This window comes from Gemmata sp. SH-PL17, from assembly GCF_001610855.1.
In the GTDB taxonomy this organism is placed as follows: Bacteria; Planctomycetota; Planctomycetia; order Gemmatales; family Gemmataceae; genus Gemmata; species Gemmata massiliana.
In genome coordinates this window covers 4,624,928-4,643,862 of record NZ_CP011271.1, presented here as the reverse complement: position 1 = coordinate 4,643,862, position 18,935 = coordinate 4,624,928, and the positions used below count along the sequence as shown (strand labels likewise).

Sequence of the window (18,935 nt, the reverse complement as noted above, 5' to 3'; positions counted from 1 at the left end):
TGCTTGTTCGCGCGTTGACCGATTAACTGAGGACCGAAATGCTGCCCACTATCCGTTCTGCGGCTCAGGGTCGCACCATTGCTGTTGTTGGTGACATTTACCGATTTCTTGCGACGGGTAGTGAGACGGGTGGCAAATACGCCCTTTGGGAAGCACTCGTTCCGCCGGGTGGTGGTCCACCTCCGCACGTTCACAGCCGGGAGGAAGAAGGATTTTACGTTCTCGAAGGCCAAATCGCTCTGACCGTTGGTGACGAGAAACACGTGGTGATGGCGGGCATGTTCGCCAACGTGTCGCCCGGAACCCCGCATGCGTTCAAAAACGAGTCGGATCGGCCGGCCCGCATGCTCATTTCGGTCGCTCCGGCCGGTCTTGAGGAGATGTTCTTCGAGGTCGGAGCGCCACTCGCAGAGGGGGCAACAACTGTTCCCCCGCCAGCCCCAGACGAGATCGACCGGTTGAAAGCCGCGGCTCCCCGATATGGGATCAAACTTCTGTTACCTGGGAGTTGATGCACTGCTCACGCTGAACCCGTTCCCGCGCCCACGCGGAATGTGTGGCCGTCGGGGTGCCGCAAGTGGAACTCGCGGACGCCCCACGGCTCGTTTGTTGGCGGTTGCGTGACGGTCATGCCGTGCGATACGGCCAACGCATGAGCGGCATCCACGTCGGCCGGGCTGTTGAGAAACCAGGACATCCACACGCCACCCGTATCGTCATCGTCTGCGTGCCGAGGGACTGGTCCACCTCGTGACCCCTGGGCGCCCAAACAGAGGAAGATTTCCACCTTCCCGCTCCCAACCGCCCCGAATGTCGGCGGCGTGCCCCAATCCCACAACTTCTTCCAGCCCAGTTTCTCGAACCACGCAAAACTGGCCGCCATATCGGACACGTTCAAAATCGGAGTTAAGCAAGCGATGTCCATTCGTTCCTCGGATGCGTTTGGGAATGGTGGAAGGGTAAACGCGGTGCAAGTTAGTCGGCAAGGTTGGTAGACGTTTGATGATTTGCGTGTCGATCCTGTGTGTTGGGACGATTCTGCTCGTTCCGGTTGCTCCGTTGCGGGATTGTTGGCTCATTTCGCGTGCCCGCTACTGACCTTTGTCGGACACCACTCGCGTGTAATTCTTTTCGCACGCTTTCAGAGGCGCCCGATCCGGGAGCAGTTCTACCACCACTGTGGTGGTGGAAGCATTTCGCCCAAAGGAGCCAGTTATGCGGACGATCGCGGTGACGGGGGCTGTTGTGGTGCTGGTGGCGCTCGGGGCCGGGGCACGCGGCGACGACAAACCCGCCCAAACCTCGCACGCGGGGCTGGAGCGGCTGAAGAAGCTGGCCGGTACCTGGGTGGAAGCGGACAAGGACGGCAAGCCGACCGACAAGGTCGTGTCGGTCATCAAGGTCACCGCCGGTGGGAGCACGGTTCAAGAGACGCTGTTCCCCGGTGAAGCGATGGAGATGGTGTCCGTGTACCACCGGGACGGGGCCGACCTGGTCATGACGCACTACTGCGCGCTCGGCAACCAACCTCGAATGAAGGCCGACCCGAAGTCGGCTGCCAACCAGATCCGCTGGGTGTTCTCGGGCGGGACGAACCTGGACCCCAAGAAGGACATGCACATGCACGAAGGGACTCTCACCTTCGTCGACGACGACCACATCGAGTTCAGTGGGGTCGCCTGGGTCAACGGTAAGCCGGCCGAGGATCACTGTGCCACAATGAAACTCGTTCGCAAGAAGTAGTGCGAGTTTCGGAGCCGCCCCGCGTGGGCGGCTCTTGTCGTTTCGGAGAACGATGGCCTCTATTTCTTGACCGGCTGACGGAACCCGCGTTCGATTTCGTCCCTGGGATCGGTGGACACCGGCCCATCCCGCCAGAGCCAGCGCATCATCTCGGGCAGAATCGCCCCACCGAACTTTTGCCCGTGGTTGTTCATGCCCCACGAGTAGTTCACATCGTACCCCTTTTTCGTCAGGGCCTTCATCAGGCGCACGTTCTGGTGGAACCAGTCCATTTTCTCGTCGTACTTCCCGCCCCGAAGCCCGCGGTTGTCGTTGCGCCCGTCGCACAAATACACCCGGAGCGGCTTCTTCTCGGCCTCCAGCACTTTGTCCGCGTACACGTGCCCACCACGCAAGTTGACGAAACTGCCGACGTTGCTCAGCACTTTGCGGAATTGGCTCGGGCGCTCCCACGCCACGGTGAACGCCGCGATCGCGCCCGAACTCGACCCACCGATCCCGCGCATCTCCGGGTCTTTCGAGATGTTGTAATCCTTGGCCAGCGCTGGTAGCAGTTCTTCCGTAATCACGCGAGCATACTTATCATCCAGCGAGTTGTACTCGGTCGGCCGGTTGGTGTTCCGGTCGCCCCAATCACGCGGGGTCGGCTCGGGTTGCTCCGGTTTGCGGCCGGGGTTGATGAACACGCCGATCATGACCGGGATCTCCCGGCGGTAGATCAGATTGTCCATCACGTTTTGTGCCCGCATGTCTCCCTTCTCGTCTTTGAACGCCTGACCGTCCTGGAACACCATGAGCGCGGTCGGGATTTTCGGGTCGTACTGCGCGGGTACGTAAACCCAGTACGTGTGCTGGGTACCGGGGTAGACCTCACACGGGAGCGTGAACGGTCCTTTGATTTCCCCCTTCGGAACCCCCTCTTGCGGCAGTGAGTCCGGGCCGAGCCGGTACTGCGAGTCCGGGTTCGGAGCTGGTGCAGGGGCCGGTGGTTGTCCCGTCGCGTGCGCGAGGGTCATGACGGCGGCTCCGGCGAGTCCGAGGCCGATCGCACAAGTCAGCACGGTTCTCATTCGATACCTCCCGACAGGAGAGAAACGGGCAGTTAGAAGTGGTGTAGAAGTTCCGTTCCCTGTGGGTACGAGTGCACCACTCGAATCGCCTCGACCTTACCGTTCCTGGTATTGCCCGAAGAAAGTCGGAATACGCGCGCTACGTTTCGTGTCCGTTCGCATCTCGTGAGGTACACGGCTCCGGATCGCGGGTGTAACGTCGATAGAATGACGATCGCTTCGCAAACCTGCGGTGCACCCGGCACAATCGATTGCCGTGTGGCTGTGGTTCGTTCATCACAACGAGACTCCTCATGCGACACTCTCCCGTCTCGGTCGCTGTGGCACTCCTTCTCACGGGGTACCTCTCCCCGCTGGGGCGCGCTGAAGATCCGCCCAAACCGCCGGTCAAACTGACCGCACAAGAGGATCACAAGCGGCTGATGGAACTTCTCAAAATCAAGGAGATCCGCCGCGGCGCCGATGGGAACCCGAAGTCGGCCAACGCCGCCAATCTCGACGAGTCGAAGGCCAACCCGTACCCCGATCTGCCCGACCCGCTCGTGATGAAGGACGGCACGAAGGTGACCCCAGCGTTATGGGCGAAGCGCCGGGCCGAGATTGCCGAGGACTTCGACCGCGAAGTTTACGGCCGGGTGCCCAAGAACACCCCCAAAGTGAAGTGGGAGGTGACCGCGACCGAGAAGCAGACGGTCGGCGACGTTCCGGTCGTCGCGAAAAAGCTCGTCGGCCACGTCGATAACTCTTCGTACCCGCTCATCACCGTGGACATCCAGCTTACGCTCACCACGCCCGCGGACACGAAGGGACCGGTGCCGGTGATTATGGAGTTCGGGTTCAACTTCGGGGGCAAGGGACCGGCCCCCAAGGCCGGTGCCGCTCCGAGTTGGCAACAACAGGTTCTCGCGAAGGGGTGGGGTTACGCGATCATCACCCCGACGAGCGTTCAGGCCGACAACGGGGCGGGGCTGACGACGGGAATCATCGGGCTGTGCAACAAGGGACAGCCCCGCGCGGTCGACGATTGGGGCGCTCTGCGGGCCTGGGCTTGGGGCGCGAGTCGGGCACTGGACTACTTCGAGACCGATCCAGCCGTGGATGCCAAGCGGGTAGGCATTGAGGGCCTGTCCCGGTACGGGAAAGCGGCGATCGTCACGATGGCTTACGACGAGCGCTTCGCGATCGGGTTCATCGGGTCGTCCGGCGCGGGCGGCGCGAAGCTCCACCGCCGCGACTACGGGGAGAAGGTGGAGAACGTTGCCGGGACCGGTGAGTACCATTGGATGGCCGGGAACTACATCAAGTACGCGGGACCGCTCACCGCGAAGGATCTTCCGGTGGATGCTCACGAACTGATCGCGCTGTGTGCTCCGCGTCCGGTGCTCATCAGCGTTGGTTCCCTCCAAGTCGAGGGCGGTTGGATCGACGCACGCGGCATGTTCATGGCCGGGGTCGCGGCCGAGCCGGTGTACAAACTATTGGGCAAGAAAGGGTTGGGGACCGCCGAGTTCCCCGCTCAGGAGACCGCCCTTATCGACGGCGAAATCGCGTTCCGCCAGCACGCGGGCGGGCACACCACCGGTCCGAACTGGCCGACGTTCCTGAAGTACGCCGAGCGGTACATCAAGGAACCGATTGCGCCCAAGCCTTCAACCAACGAGTGATACCGCAGATGGTCTGCCCGAGGTGAAACGTAGCCTCGGGCTACTCACTCCGTCCCTGTGGGAGAGAATTGTCAGTTGTCTGATCTGCGTTATCCGCGGTTCTTCATTTTACTTTTGGGCTTGGGACATTTACCCGATTCCGGCACGCCGAAGGTACCTACCGACCTTCGGTCCAATCGCCAGTAACAAATGCTAACGTTTTGGCCCTGCGACGCGATTGAGATCGGATTTTCGATTCTTAAACACTGTTGTCGCAACATGTTGCTGCGCTCTTGCTCAATCAGATGCGCACATTCGCGGCTAACATCGGTTAATAACCCTCGAAAAAACACCCTTCTGCTCTCGAATCCGGCTAACAATCGGATAACACTCCCGCCCAGACGGCTCATGTTTTGTGGGAGCGGGGCTTGCCCGTGGTTCCGATACACCCAATTATACGCTAGTGAACAAAAGGAAAGATGGCCGGGCCATCAGAGTATGTTGTTTTGTCGAATTCGCAGATTGGGTTTCGGTTTTGTGGCGTTGCGTTGGCGCTTGGTAAAATTATCAAACATTGCGATATCGTTAATTCTGTCACGTCATTCGATGCGGACCGGAACCCGCACGCGGTACGGCTATTTGTCCCTTGCTCGTTGCCGCTCCGGATGATTAGTTGAATAATGAACCGTCGTGCTACCGTGCTTTCAGCCCGTTTTTGGAGGATCGCAGTTGGGAACGGTCTCATCGCCCGCGTGACCGCGTCCCGCTTCGTTCCTTCGCGCCGCTTTTGCTGGTCGAACCGCTCCGGAGGGTGGGCCGATAGCGGTCCCTCCGCTAACGAGTTTCATGCCACACACACGTACTTCTGCCGGTTCCGCGTGCCTTCAGTCGGCAGCGGAGGTCGTTCTCGACGCGCTGAGCGAGGGGCTCCTGACCGTTGGTCCCGGGGGCGTTGTTCGGTTCGCGAACCGGCGCGCGGGGGAACAGTTCGGGTGCGCGCCCGGTGAACTCGTCGGGGCTCATATTGACGCGCTCGTGCCGGGGGTCGCGCCGGTTCGTTCCGATCGGCCCCGGGCGGACTCGGGCACCCCCGCTCCGGGGCGCGCGCCGGTCCTCCGGTTCAACACGCGCGCCCGGCGCCGGGACGGCGCCGAATTCTCGGTAGCGGTCGCGCTCACTCCGCTACCCGACGGTACCGTTCTGGTGGCGGTTCACGACGCGGCGCCCGGGCACGGGCCGCTGTCCGACCCGGAACCCGGGGCCGACCGTGGGCTTATTGATTCGCTGGACGTGCCGGTCGTGGTGCTCGACCGGTCCGGGACCGTGACCGCGATCAACCGGGCCTGGGAGCGCGTGTTCCGGCCTTACGAACCCGGTGCGGACCGGGGGGTGGGGAGCGACTACCTGGACGTCTGCAGTCGAATAACCGGCCCCTACTCGGAAGGGGCCGCGGCCGTCGAGCGCGGGGTGTGTGCCGTGCTGAACGGAGCGCTGGGCCGGTTCACCGCGGAGTGCCCGTTCCGGGTCGACGGCGAAATCCGGTGGTACCAGATTCGGGTCGCGGCCCTGACCGGGCGCGCGCCCGGGGCCACCGTCGCGCACTGGGACGTAACCGATTCGCGGCGCGCGGAACACGCACTGCGGGAGAGCGAGCAGCGGTTTCGCGCCGTGGTGGAATCCCAGACGGAGCAGGTGTGCCGGTTCCGGCCCGACGGGACGCTCACCTTTGTCAACGGGGCGTGCTGTCGGTACTTCGGGCGGCGCGCGGACGAACTGATCGGGCAAATGTTTTGGGGGCTCGTCCCGGAGTCGGACCGGGAACTGGTTCGGCGGACCCTGGCTTCCATCGCACCCGAGTGCCCCGCGGCGACCGTCGAGCACCGGGTTCTGGCGCCCGACGGTTCCGTTCGCTGGCAGCAGTGGACGAACCGCGGCCTGTTCAGCGCCGGGAACCAGTTGATCGAGTTCCAGTCGGTCGGGCGCGACGTGACCGATCGCAAGCGCTCCGAAGAGCAGCTCCGGCAGAGCGAGGAGCGGTTCCGAGACCTGTTCCACAACGCCCCGCTCGCGAGCGTCTGTTGGCGCGCGGACGGGGACGATTTCGTTCTGGCCGATTTTAACGACGCGGCCAAGGCCCTGTACACCGAAGGACTCACCCGGCTGCTCGGGTGGAAGCTGTCCGAGGTCCACGCGGCGCGCCCGGAGCACCGCGCGAACGTGGACCGGTGTTACCGGGACCGGGTTCCGTTTACGGCGGAGTTCCGCTGGGCCGGGATGCCCTGGTCCGGACCGACCGGCGGGCTAACGGACGTGCTGGTCGCGTACTCGTTCGTCCCGCCGAACCTGGTCACGTCCACCCTGCAGATCGTTACCGAGCGCAAGCAGCAAGAGCGCGCCCTGCGCGAGAGCGAGGAGCGCCACCGGCGCGTGCTCTCCGCGCTGCGCGAAGGGGTCGTGTCCCTGGACCCGGACGGGCGCGTGCAGACGTGCAACGAGAGCGCGGCGCGGATCTTCGGGGAGCGCCTCGACGGGCTGATCGGCGCGCCCCTGACGGAGCGGACCGGGCTCGCGCTACGGGAGGACGGGCGCCCGTTACCACCGGCCCTGTTCCCGTGGGAGGTCGTGCGCCGGTCCGAGGCGCTGAGCGCCGGCGGAACCTTTTTGGCGTCCCCGGCGCGCGGCCCGTTCGTCCGGCTCATGATTAGCGCCCACGCGCTCCCCGCGCCCCCGGGCGCGGCGCGCCCGGTGGTGGTGTCGTTCACCGACATTACGGCCCGCTGGCACGCGGAGGAGCAACTGCGCCAGCACAAGGCCGAACTCGCGCACGTCACCCGGTGCTGCCTCGTGGGGGAAATGGCCGCGGTCCTCGCGCACGAACTGAACCAGCCGCTCACCGCGGTCATCAACTACTGCCGCGGCTCCGCGCTCCGGCTCCGCGCCGGGACCGGGGGCGCGGCCGAGATCGTGGAGGGGTTGGACCTGGCGGTCGCGCAGGCGGAGCGCGCCGCGGGGATCATCCATCGGATGCGCGAGTTCATGCGCAAGCGGGAGCCGCAGCGCGCCGCGGCCCCGATCAACGACGTCGTGGGCGACGCGCTCGCCCTGGTCGGCCCGGAGTTGCGGCACCACGGGATCCGCGTGGTCCCGCGCCTGGGCGTCCAGCTCCCGCTCGTTCAGGCGGACCGCATTCAGATCGAACAGGTGCTTCTGAACCTGATCCGGAACGCGGCCGATGCGCTCACGAGTTTGCCGGTGATCGAGCGCCGGATCGTGATCGAAACGGCTTTCACGGGTCCGAGCGTGTGTGTCCGGGTGATCGATTCCGGTCCCGGCTTCGACGCCGAGGGGCTGCGCCGGGTGTTCGAGCCGTTCTATACCACCAAGAAACAGGGGATGGGGCTCGGGCTGACGATCAGCCGCGGCATCATCGAGGCGCACGGGGGCCGGCTCGTGCTCGCACCCGCACGCCCGCGCGGCGCGGAGTTCACGTTCACGCTGCCAATTCTCCTCGACCCGCCCGTCCCGGCCGAAGGCGCCGGGTGACACCGACCGGGGCGGAAAGTTCCGCCGATCCGCGCCGAATTTCTTGCGGCGGGCGGGGGCGGGCGTGGTACAACTACGCTCACCTCTCACATTCGACCCCCGGATCTCGCGCCACAATGAACACCAGACGCCTCCGTTTCGCGCTGTTTAGCGCGCCGCTCGGCGCACTGCTCGCCGCGCTCTTCGTTCCCGTCAGTGCCCAGAACTCGTCCGACCTGCGCCCGACGGCCTACGCGATCCGCGACGCTCGGGTTGTCGCCGAGGCCGGGACGGTGCTCCCAAAAGCTACGATCGTCGTTCGCGACGGGCTGATCGCCGCCGTCGGGCCGGACGTGACGGTTCCGCCCGATGCCCTCGTGACCGAGGGTAAGGGGCTGACCGTCTACCCCGGGTTCGTCGACGCGGGGAGCGCCCGCGGGTTCGATGCCACGCTGCGCCGGTCCCTGGGCGGCCCGCCCGCGGCCGAGGATATGGCCGCCGATCCGCTCGTCGCCACGAAACCTGACAACCGCAAGGGCGTCACTCCCGAGTTCGCGACCCAGACGGCGCTCAAGCTCGATGAAGAGGCCGTCGCCCCGTGGCGCCGGGTCGGTTTCACGGCCCACCTGGTCACCCCCGACGGCGGGTACTTCTCCGGGACGAGCACCTTGGTGAGCCTCAGCGGGTCCGTTCCGCGCGACGCTATCCTTCGGGCGCCGGTCGCACTCCACGCGCGATTCGGGCGCGTGGTTGGAGGGGAGTACCCGGTCGCGCTCATGGGCGTCATCGCGCACGGGCGGCAAGCGATGCTCGACGCCGGGTGGCTGAAGCGCCAGTGGGCCGCTTACGAGGCGCGCGGGAAGACGGGCAAGCGCCCGGCCGCGGATCCGTGCCTCGAAGCGCTCTGGCCGGCCCTTGATGGCAAACTGCCGGTCGCGCTCGAGGCGGACTCGGCCGACGAGATCCATCGCGCGCTCGATTTCGCCGCGGAGTTCAAACTGAAGCCGATGATCGTCGGCGGGCGCAGCGCCTGGAAGGTGGTCGATCGGCTCGCCAAAGAGAAAGTCCCCGTTGTTCTGCGGCTCGATTTCGCCACCGCTCCCGAGCGCGAGGCCGATCTGCCGGTGCGCGTGCGCGAGGACCGTGAGCGCGTCCGCAAGGAAGAAGTGGCTTGTGCCTCGGTCCTGCACAAGGCCGGGGTTCCGTTCGCGTTCACGACGCAGGGGCTGGCCGTCAACCGGTTCCGGGAGAACGTGCGCAAGGTGATCGCCGCCGGGTTGCCCGCGGACGTGGCGCTCGCCGCGCTGACCAGCACGGCCGCGGACATCCTCGGAGTCGCTCCGCAAGTGGGCCGCATCTCGAAGGGGCGCTCGGCCCACCTCGTCGTGTGCGACGGGGACTTTGACGCGAGTGCCACGAAGTACAAGTTCGCGTTCGCCGACGGCGTGCGCTTCGACCTGGAAGCCGCAACTCCGCCCGCAGGGGGCGGAGGGAGCGAGCCGATCGTTCCGAAGAAGGGCGGGCGCCCGCGCCCGATGACCGATCCTGACACGACCCCGGCCCCCAAGACCCCCCCACCGCTCCGTCCCCGACGCCAAAAGGCCCGACTGGAGGGGGCGGCGGACCGACCCCGGATCGGAACACGCCCACGTTCGTGGTCGATGCTCTCCGCGCGATCGTGCTGACACTCGGTTCCGATCGCGCGACCACCGAAATCGAGGCGGACCGCAAACCTACGTTCAAGACCAATGGCGACGTACTCGTTCGCGGCGCGACCGTGATTACGGGCACCGGTAAGACGCTGCCGCGAACCGACATCCTCGTTCGCGGTGGGAAGATCCGCGCCATCGGGACCGACTTGGCCGCGGAGAAGGGCGTTCCGGTGCTCGACGCCGAGGGCATGTTCGTGATGGCCGGGATCATCGACACGCACTCGCACTTCGCCATTAGCGGCGGGGTGAACGAGGGGTCGCTCTCGGTCGTGCCCGAGGTCCGCGTGCGCGACGTGATCGATTCCGAAGACGTTCAGATCTACCGCGCCCTGGGCGGCGGCGTGACGATGGCCCGGCTGCTGCACGGGAGTGCCAACGTGATCGGCGGGCAGGACGCTGTCATCAAGATGAAGTACGGTCGGTCCGCACGCGAGATGCTCGTGGCGGATGCGCCGCGCGGGGTGAAGTTCGCCCTCGGCGAGAACGTCAAGCGCACCGACGGGCGGTTCCCGAACAGTCGGCTCGGCGTGGAAGCGGTCCTCGTCCGGGCGTTCACGGAAGCCCAGACCTATCGCAAGAAGTGGGCCGATTACGAAGCGAGTAAAGGTGGCAGCGACCCGCTCCCGGAACCGCGGCGCGACCTGCGGCTCGAAGCCCTCGTGGACGTGCTCGCGGGCGACCTGCGCGTCCACTCGCACTGCTACCGTTCCGACGAGATCCTGATGCTGCTCCGGGTCGCGGAGCGCTTCGGCGTGAAGGTGCGGTCGCTCCAGCACGTGCTGGAGGGCTACAAGGTCGCTCCCGAGATCGCCGCACACGGCGCGAGCGTGAGCCTGTTCAGCGACTGGTGGGCGTACAAGATCGAGGCGTTCGACGCGATTCCCTACGGGGCCAAGTTGCTCCAGGACGCGGGCGCGACCGTGTGCCTGAAGTCCGACGACAACGAACTGATGCGGCACCTGAACCAAGAGGCCGCGAAGCTCGTGAAGTACTGCGGGTTCACGCCCGAAGAAGCGATCCACGCGATCACCCTGAACCCGGCAAAGCAACTCGGGCTGGACGGGCGCCTCGGCACAATCGAAGTCGGCAAGGACGCGGACCTCGCGATCTTCACCGGGCACCCGCTCAACTCGTATGCCCGGTGCGAGATGACACTGGTCGAGGGCGAAGTGTACTTCCAGCGCTCGGAGAAGTTCGCTCCGTCCGACTCTGCGAAAGCGGCGCCGGCCAAGCCGGTTGCGAAGTTCCCCGCGATTCCCGAATTGCCGCGTGGCACTTACGTACTCAGTGGCGGAACGGTTCACCAGCCCGGCAAGCCGGCGTTCGCGGGTACGGTCGTGGTGGACGCCGCGAGCGGGCGGATTGCACAAGTGGTCCGCGCGGGCGAGAAGGTCGACGCACCCGCGGACGCGCGCACGGTCGATTGCACCGGGTTGCACCTGTACCCCGGCATGATCGACGCGGGCACGGTCCTCGGGCTGGTCGAGATCGATTCCGCCCGCGAAACGAACGACTCCCGCGATGGGGGCGACTTCCAGCCCGACCTCCGGGCGAGTGCCGGGATCAACCCGGACTCGGAACTGATTCCTGTGACCCGTGCGAACGGGGTGACCACGGTCGTCACGCGACCGACCGGCTCGCTCCTCCCGGGGCAGGGGGCGCTCATCAACTTGGCGGGCTGGGTGCCGGCCGAGATGGTCGTTCAGGACCGACTGTCGCTGCACATCGAGTACCCCAGTGAGCCGGCGCCGCGGGGGTTCGGCCCGAACGTGGCGTTCGATAGCGGGGACAATTCGGCCGCGCGGTTCCGCCGCACGGAAAAGCTGGACAAGCTGAAGGAACTCTTTGAGACGGCCCGGCGCTACGACGCGGCTCAGAAGGCCGGCGCACCCGTAACCACCAACCCGCGCCTGGAATCGCTGCTCCCCTACGTGCGCGGCGAGAAACCGGTGGTGTTCACCGCGGATCGCAAGGCCGATATTCTCGGTGCCCTCAAACTGGCCGATGAGCTGAAGGTGAAGCCGATCATCAGCGGCGGCACCGAGGCTTGGAAGGTCGCGAGTGAACTCAAGAAGCGCGACGTGCCGGTGATCCTCGGGCCGATCATGAGCCTGCCGCGGGAGATCGGGGACAAGTACGATGCGTCGTATGCTGCCGCTGCGAAGCTGCACGAGGCCGGGGTGAAGTTCTGCATCCGCTCGGCCGGGTCGAACAACACGCGGAACCTCCCCTACGAAGCGGCGATGGCCGTAGCTTACGGCTTGCCGCCGGAAGCGGGACTCAAGGCCATCACCACGGGGCCGGCCGAGATCCTGGGTGTGTCGGACCGGTTCGGCACGGTCGAGGCCGGGAAGCGGGCGAATCTGGTGATCGCCAACGGCGACGTGTTGCAGGCGTCCACGCAGGTGCTGTCGGTGTTCATCGAGGGCCGGCCCTACGAGCCGACCAGCAAGCAAACGCGCCTGTTCGACAAGTACCAGAAGCGGCTGAACGAGCGCCGGACCAGCGAGTCCCCCGGTGCGTCGAACGGCTCACCGTGATCCGATCGGATATTGAATGTCAGAGCGGCGGGGAGCCATGAAAACGGCTCCCCGCCGTCGTTTTTATGGCTCATTTCTGGCAGAGGTCGTCTTCAATTCAAGAGTTCCGCACACTATGGATTTTAACAATTTTGTGCAGAAGTTCATAATTTTGGGCGCCGATTTTGAAGAAGAGGTTCCAAAATCTCCGCTCGGTTTTCGAGTTTGTAGGGCTTCGTTTCTTATTGCGGCTGCGGAAATGCTGGAAAAATGATGGATTGTCGCCAAGTGTGACATGTGAAGAAAAAGTATTTATTCGCTTGACAGAACGAGGGTCTGAGGGGAAATTGTTAAAAATTGAGTGCGATCCGGGCCGCCTCGCCGCCGGAACGGCGAGTTCTGCCATGAAATGACCCGGTCCGGCGCTGGAACGCCGGACCGGGGAAGAGAAGAACGGTTCGCGCTCACCGGGACGGGACTCGCAAGATTCTCACCCGTCCGTCACCTCTCCCGCTGCTCGCTCCTGGTTGTTTATCCCTTCACGTAAGTGACGATCCGCGGCCGAAGGCCTAACGGCCCTCCCGCGCGCTCGTCCGGAGGACACCCGATGTCACGGGTGCGGCACGTCCCAGCGGTTCGGGCCGGTTTCACGCTCATTGAGTTGTTGGTGGTGATCGCGATCATCGCGGTCCTGATCGGACTTTTGCTCCCGGCCGTGCAGAAGGTGCGCGACGCAGCGGCGCGGGCCCAGGGGCAGAACAACCTGAAGCAAATCGGTCTGGCGGCCCAGAGCTACCACGACGCGAACAACAAGTTTCCGCCCGCGTGCGGGTGGACCCCCGCCAAACCCACGGGCTCGCCCGGTGGCGGTACCAACCCCTATGGAACGCCCGGGGGTGTGAACGGACCCGCGTTCTTCCACCTGTTCCCGTACCTCGAACAGGGCAACATCTTCACCGCCAACACCGGCGCGTTCAGCCAGTACAACTACAACACTCAGACTACTACCAACTTCGCTTCCGCGACCTACGCCAACCGGAACGCATCCGGCGGGGGCAGCTACGACTGGAGCGCCCCATCGGTGAAGGTGCTGATCGCACCCAACGACCTGACTGCTTACGACCAGTCCCCGGCCCTGAGCTACATCGCCAATAGCGACGTGTTCGACGGGAAGCGCACGATCTTGGGGATCACCGACGGGAGCAGCAACACCATCGGGATCGCCGAGGGGTACGGGTACTGTTACTCGTGGGGCGAGGGCAGCGGGTCGTGGAACGGTAACGTGTACACGTACACGTACTCCTACGGGTACCGTCTCGGGTACTGGGCGATGAACGCCGAGGACGCCGGGCTCCAGACCTCGAGCTACTCGTACTCCGACGGGGCCAACACGTACAACTACACGTACACGTTCACGGCCGGCGCCCCGGTGTTCGCGCGGGTGGCCGGGAAGACCTTCGAGAACAAGCCTCAGAGCTACTCTTGTGACTCCGCGCTTCCCCAATCCCACTCGTCCGGGGTGATCCAGGTCGGGTTCATGGACGGGAGCGTCCGCGGGGTCCGGGCCGGGGTCAGTACCACAAGTTGGGAAGCGGCACTCACCCCGGCTGCCGGCGACATTTCCAATGACCTGTGAATCCGGGAGACACTGCCATGCGGACGTGTCTCGCCTCGGGGCTCGTGGCGCTGGTTCTCGGCGCCGCGCTCCTCGGGGGGTGCGGTACGGACCCGGCGTCCGAGGTCCAATCGGCACCAACCGACGATGATTCGTTACCCTTCGGCGCCCAAACGAACCGGGAAAGGCCGACCGCCGTTTCCGGACAAGTGGCCCCACTCGCTGGGTTGCCTAGTGCCCGGAACGGTCCCCGGATCGTGTCCGACGGACCGGGCTTTGCTATTGCCCGGGGCGGGGAATCGACCGTTTCGGGCAGAGCGACGCTGAACGGTGAACCCCTCGTCGCGGGCCGGGTGCTGCTGTTTACGTCGAACGGACTGCTCCTGTCGCCCGGTGTCGTCGACGGAACCGGGAGCTACACGGTGACCGGCGCCACGGACGGGCCGGCCTCGGTCCTCGTCCTGTTGGACCCAAACGGGCGCGTGGTGCTTCCGTTCGCTCAAAAAGGAGCGGGGGAGGGCGGTCTACCCCGACGGGGCATGGTGGCCCCGCGTTTGCCGGGGCCGTTTCTGGAACAGTTGCGGTTCACTATCCCGGCCCGGGAGCAAGCCCGGTATCGGGGCGCTCACATCAAATACGGCCAGGGCGGGCCGGTTAATCCCCTCAAGCTGACCGTGGCTGGGAACACGACCTTCGATTTGGTCCTCACGAACTGAGCGCGTTTTTGTTTATCACGGCCGCACGTGCGGTCCCATTCGGGAGACGTTCATGAGTCGGATATTGATTCGTACCCGTGCCGGTTTCACGCTGATCGAGCTGCTCGTGGTGATCGCGATCATTGCGATCCTGATCGGGCTGTTGTTGCCCGCGGTCCAGAAGGTGCGCGAGGCCGCGGCCCGCACGCAGGGGCAGAACAACCTCAAACAACTGGCTCTGGCGGCACACAACTACGAGAGCGCTACCAAGAAGATGCCCGACGCCTACGGGGACTACGTCTACATCGGTAAGGACGCATCCCAGACGTACTACTACCCCTACGGGATCGGGTACGTGGGGAACGTGTTTTACGGCCTTTTGCCCTATGTCGAGCAGGACGCGCACTTCAAGTCTGGGGCCACGACCCTGAGTGGGAACGTGTACCAGCAGGGGAAATACACGCAGGGGGCGTTCACGGCCAATTTGTCTTGGAAGGCGCCCGGGGGTAAGGTGAAGACGTACATCGCCCCGAATGATCCGACCATCGATACGGACCCCAAGAACAACAGCCCCGTTAGCTACCTCCCGAACGGTTCGGCCCTGTACTCCTCGAAGACCCTGGCGAAGTTCAACAACGGAACCTCGAACGTGGTGATGTTCGCCGAGGGGTACTCGAGTTGCCAGACCAAGATCTCGTACTACTGGTCCCCGGGCACGACGTACAACTACATCCGCCAGCAGGCGTGGAACTTCGGGTACTACTACCAGAAGGGCGAGCCGTACTCGCCCGACCCGTACTACATGATTACCCTTTGGATCAGCGCCTACACCTACGACTACTCGACCGACCAGTACTGGACGAAGCCCCCGATCGGCCCGTTCCAGAGTCGGCCCACCGCGGCCGATTGCCGGTACGACCTGGCCCAGAGCTTCAGTCTCGGCGGCCTCCAGGTCGTAATGAGCGACGGGAGCGTGCGCACGGTCCGCCAGTCGGTCGGCCAGTATGCGTGGTACGGGGCCGTTTACGACTGGGATTACGGTGGGGGAACGAACCTCGATTAAGAAACGCACTCGGTGCTGAAAGCCAGGGGTGCGCTCCAGATGTGACGCCCGCTGGCGCCCAGTCGGGTTGAGCCCCGGACCTTCGAGAGCGCTTCCGGGGCCAGAACCACGTTAAAAGCCGAGCCCCGGCACAGAAGGTATCTGTGCCGGGGCTCGGCTTTTAACGTGGCTTTATTTCAACGAACCGGACGCGGGTGCGGAGCGGGGGCCAGCGCGGGTAAGTGTACCAGCCCGTAGCCCGTTTCGCAGTCGTGACCGGTCGGGCCGAGGTCGCGTGCCCAGTTCGTCAGGTACCCGCGCACGTTCGACGCGGTCCATTCCGGGTTACGCGACAGGCACAGCACCGCGGACGCCGCACCCTGCGGGGTCGCGCACGAGGTGCCGCTGAACGGCTGGGACCGCGTGTAGCTGCCAAACGGGATCGGCGCCACCACGTCCGGCTTCGGGCGCGGCGAGTTCGGGCCGCACGCACTGAAGGACGCCCGTTTCAGGTCGAGGCTCACGGCCCCTACGGTAATTACTTCCGGCCCGTCGCCCGGGAACGGGATGCTCCCGGCGAGCCGCGTTTCGCTGAGGTACGAAGCGAGTGAGTTCAGGTGGAACTTACCGGGTTTCCCCTTCTCCTGGTGAACGCGGACCGCGAACGACTTCCCGGATTGTGGGATGAACCGCGCCACCGACGCGGGCGGATCGGCCTGTTCGCGGTAGGTCACGCCCGCGGCCGGTTTGCCCGTTTCGGTGTCAATGACTTCCAGGCGGTACCGGGCGCTCGGGTCCGACCAGCACAGGTCGAGCGCGACGCGGTCGTCGTACCACGGCGAGATCGCGTTCAGTGTTACCCCCGCGGTCCATTCGTGGAACCCGTCCGCGTTCGGTGCAAACGTCCCGGACCAGTGCCGACGGGCGGTGTTCCCCGCGCACGAGAAAAACAGCGGGTCGCCCGGCTTGGTGCCGTCACCGAGCAGTTCGCTCAGCCGCTTGTGGATCGGCCCGTTCCCCTCGCCGTCGCTCCAACTCGGCATCACCACCGAACATGTGATGACCCGCGCGCCCTGTTCGCGTGCCCATTTCACCGAGTCGAGGAACGTCTCCGGTTCCTCGGTGTTCCAGTTGGCCAGAAGGATTTCTGCGTCGGGGGCGATCGCATGGACCACCTCCGCGACGAGAATCCCGTGCTGGCTGTCTTTGAATTCCAGGTTCCGGTCCTTGCGCCCGGAGTGGACCGTGACTTTCGCCGGGAGCGATTTGCCGAGTTGTTCGCGGTACCCGCGGAACCCGGTGTCGAGAACCAGGATCTTCACGTTCTGACCGCGGTACCCGGCGTCGACCCAGTCGGGTGCTCCCAGCGTAGCCAGGTGCGCGGCGCGCGTGGCCGGCATCCGCTCATCGCGGTTCTTGGCCCAGTTCGGAATTGAAAGATCGGCGGCCAGCGCGGGCGCAGAAACAAACGATAGCGCGATCGCGATCAGCGTAATGCGCATGATTAGAAGAAGTGGTGAGGTTTAGCGGGCAGGGTGTTGGGGCGGGTAATTAGATCATATCATGAGAAAGAAGGATTCGATAGTGACGGCATTAAAATTGCCGTTTGTTCGCTGCGGGTCGGGTGAATTACTCCCAGGACGGAGGATCAATGTTACGGACCCGACTTACCGCGTTTGCTGCCCTTGCTCTTATTCTCGCATCGGCGACCGTATTTTTTACCCGTCGGGCGACCGGCGGGGTGGACGCCGGGCCGCCGGGAACATCGGCTTGGGAAATCAGCGTGACGGTTCGAGGCGAGTTCCCGGCCAAGAACGCGAAAGACCCAAAAGCGAAGACAAATCCGCGCGTCACATTGTTCGTTCCGCCCGATTTCCGCCGACAGCACGTTTCTGATGAGTCGTGGAAGAGTAACGAACTGACCCGCCCGGAGGGGCGAGCCGGGGCGAAGGGGCCGCGCGAAAAAGCGATTTGGAAAGCCCGCCCCGAGGTCAGTACCGACAAGGGCTACCGGCTCACGTACTCGTTTCATGTCGTCCTCGGTGCCCACAATCCGTCTCTGGCGATGGGTGGACGGGCGAAGCAACTCGACGCCGAACCAAAAGATTCGGACCGCACCCGCAGGAGCACCTCTCGAATTCAGAGTGACCGAGGCGAGATCCAAGAATTGGCCAAGGATCTGGGCGCGGGGGAGAAGCTCGACCAGTTTCGTGCGTTTCACGATTATGTTAATGCACTCGCGTATCAAGACGGAGCCGGGCAAACGGCGTTAGATTGCTTACGCAGTGTTGGTGGCGACGACATCGGCAAGAGCCGGTTGCTGGCCGCGCTGTGCCGGGCGAAGGGAATTCACGCTCGCGTTGTTGCCGGGATGATACTCACCCCTAACGCTCCACCGAAGTTGCACCGGTGGGTGGAGGCGTGGGTGCCTGGGAAAGAGCGCCCGGAACCGCACTGGGTACCGGCCGACCCGACTTTCAACCACTTCGGCAACCGCCGGTGGCCGACCAATTACCTCGTCGTGCGGATCGGCGACGGGCCGATCGTGAGCGGACCCGGTTCGCCGCGCGTGAGCCTTTTCGCCCGCGCGTTGGCAGACCACCCGGCTGACGAAACGCGGATACAAGCCTTCTGGCGGGCCGTTTCGCTCGCCTCGCTCCCGCCGGCGGAGCAGCACCTCGCGCGGTTCATCGTTCTTCTGCCGGTCGCTACTGTGGTGGTGAGTTTCATCCGGGTCGTGATCGGGTACCACACGTTCGGTGTGTTCAGCCCCGCACTTCTGGGGTTGATCTTTCGCGACTTGCGGAGCCTCGCGTGGGGCTTGGGGATTTTTGCCGCCACCGTCCTCATCGGTTGGGTGTTTCGCAAGATCCTCGATCAGTTCCACCTGCTCCTCATTCCGCGTGCCGCGGTACTGCTCACGATGATCGTGGCGTTTCTATTAGTGATACTCGGAGTGAGCGCCCGGTACGGGGTGCAGGTGAGTGGGTACCTGTCGCTGTTCCCGCTCGTCATCCTCACGCACATGGTGGAACGGGTCTGGACGGTTGAGGCCGAAGACGGGTCGTGGTCGTCGTTCAAAACACTCATCGGCACTCTGGGCGTGGCCGCAGTGGTCGCGCTCGCACTCAGCCCGGACGCGGTCGGGCGGACGGTGTTCCGCTTCCCGGAAATGCTCGGACTGGTGACCGCCGCGCTGCTCCTGCTCGGCCGTTACACGGGATACCGACTGACCGAGTTGTACCGGTTCCAGGACGTGATCGAGCCGGCGAAGGTCGAGAGCGGCGCGGCGAAACAGATGGATAGCGCCAAGCTGCTGCAATCCGAACCGCAGTCGGTCGCAGACGACAAGAAGCCGGACCCGAAAGGTTGAT

14 protein-coding genes are annotated in these 18,935 nt (G+C 64.6%); 11 read left to right on the top strand and 3 right to left on the bottom strand.

The window, feature by feature from the left end; translation table 11 throughout:
• Positions 1-38 precede the first annotated feature (38 nt).
• The gene (locus tag VT84_RS19195) at positions 39-512 is read left to right on the top strand and encodes a cupin domain-containing protein (protein ID WP_082840649.1); all 474 of its coding nucleotides are present in this window, start codon (positions 39-41) and stop codon (positions 510-512) included.
• 8 nt (positions 513-520) lie between these two features.
• Here VT84_RS19195 and VT84_RS19190 read toward each other — a convergent pair whose 3' ends face one another.
• A complete protein-coding gene (locus VT84_RS19190) occupies positions 521-925 on the bottom strand; it encodes a bleomycin resistance family protein (protein ID WP_082840648.1) in 405 nt (134 codons plus the stop codon).
• Between the two features lie 290 nt (positions 926-1,215).
• On the opposite strand from VT84_RS19190, the gene VT84_RS19185 reads away from it, so the two are divergent.
• Entirely contained in the window at positions 1,216-1,743 is a 528-nt protein-coding gene (locus VT84_RS19185) for a hypothetical protein (RefSeq protein WP_052554603.1), read from the top strand.
• A gap of 59 nt (positions 1,744-1,802) precedes the next feature.
• On the opposite strand, the gene VT84_RS19180 is transcribed toward VT84_RS19185, so the two are convergent.
• Entirely contained in the window at positions 1,803-2,813 is a 1,011-nt protein-coding gene (locus tag VT84_RS19180; RefSeq protein WP_082840647.1) for an alpha/beta hydrolase, read from the bottom strand.
• Positions 2,814-3,106: 293 nt separating this feature from the next.
• On the opposite strand from VT84_RS19180, the gene VT84_RS19175 reads away from it, so the two are divergent.
• The 8 genes from VT84_RS19175 to VT84_RS40955 all read left to right on the top strand — a co-directional run bounded on the left by VT84_RS19175 (position 3,107) and on the right by VT84_RS40955 (position 15,582).
• A complete protein-coding gene (locus VT84_RS19175) occupies positions 3,107-4,477 on the top strand; it encodes an acetylxylan esterase (protein ID WP_082840646.1) in 1,371 nt (456 codons plus the stop codon).
• A gap of 825 nt (positions 4,478-5,302) precedes the next feature.
• Complete coding sequence (locus tag VT84_RS19170; protein ID WP_082840645.1) at positions 5,303-7,999, top strand: PAS domain S-box protein; 2,697 nt, start codon at positions 5,303-5,305, stop codon at positions 7,997-7,999.
• 116 nt (positions 8,000-8,115) lie between these two features.
• Complete coding sequence (locus VT84_RS19165) at positions 8,116-9,663, top strand: amidohydrolase family protein (RefSeq protein ID WP_082840644.1); 1,548 nt, start codon at positions 8,116-8,118, stop codon at positions 9,661-9,663.
• Entirely contained in the window at positions 9,633-12,230 is a 2,598-nt protein-coding gene (locus VT84_RS19160) for an amidohydrolase family protein (RefSeq protein WP_082840643.1), read from the top strand. Before VT84_RS19165 ends, VT84_RS19160 begins: the two co-directional genes overlap by 31 nt.
• A 37-nt stretch (positions 12,231-12,267) precedes the next feature.
• Positions 12,268-12,483, top strand: coding sequence for a hypothetical protein (locus VT84_RS38680; protein WP_157469631.1), 216 nt, complete (start codon positions 12,268-12,270; stop codon positions 12,481-12,483).
• 333 nt (positions 12,484-12,816) lie between these two features.
• Positions 12,817-13,845: a DUF1559 domain-containing protein gene (locus VT84_RS40960; protein WP_082840642.1), complete on the top strand. Its 1,029-nt coding sequence runs from the start codon at positions 12,817-12,819 to the stop codon at positions 13,843-13,845.
• A gap of 17 nt (positions 13,846-13,862) precedes the next feature.
• Positions 13,863-14,540: a hypothetical protein gene (locus tag VT84_RS19150; protein WP_082840641.1), complete on the top strand. Its 678-nt coding sequence runs from the start codon at positions 13,863-13,865 to the stop codon at positions 14,538-14,540.
• A gap of 52 nt (positions 14,541-14,592) precedes the next feature.
• Positions 14,593-15,582 (top strand): DUF1559 domain-containing protein, encoded by a 990-nt coding sequence (locus VT84_RS40955; RefSeq protein ID WP_052554582.1) that lies wholly within the window; start codon positions 14,593-14,595, stop codon positions 15,580-15,582.
• A gap of 176 nt (positions 15,583-15,758) precedes the next feature.
• Here the strand turns inward: VT84_RS40955 and VT84_RS19140 are convergent, their stop codons facing one another.
• Positions 15,759-17,063: a S8 family serine peptidase gene (locus VT84_RS19140; RefSeq protein ID WP_052554580.1), complete on the bottom strand. Its 1,305-nt coding sequence runs from the start codon at positions 17,061-17,063 to the stop codon at positions 15,759-15,761.
• A gap of 149 nt (positions 17,064-17,212) precedes the next feature.
• Here VT84_RS19140 and VT84_RS19135 point away from each other — a divergent pair, with 149 nt between their 5' ends.
• Complete coding sequence (locus tag VT84_RS19135) at positions 17,213-18,934, top strand: 7TM domain-containing protein (protein ID WP_082840640.1); 1,722 nt, start codon at positions 17,213-17,215, stop codon at positions 18,932-18,934.
• Position 18,935 lies beyond the last annotated feature (1 nt).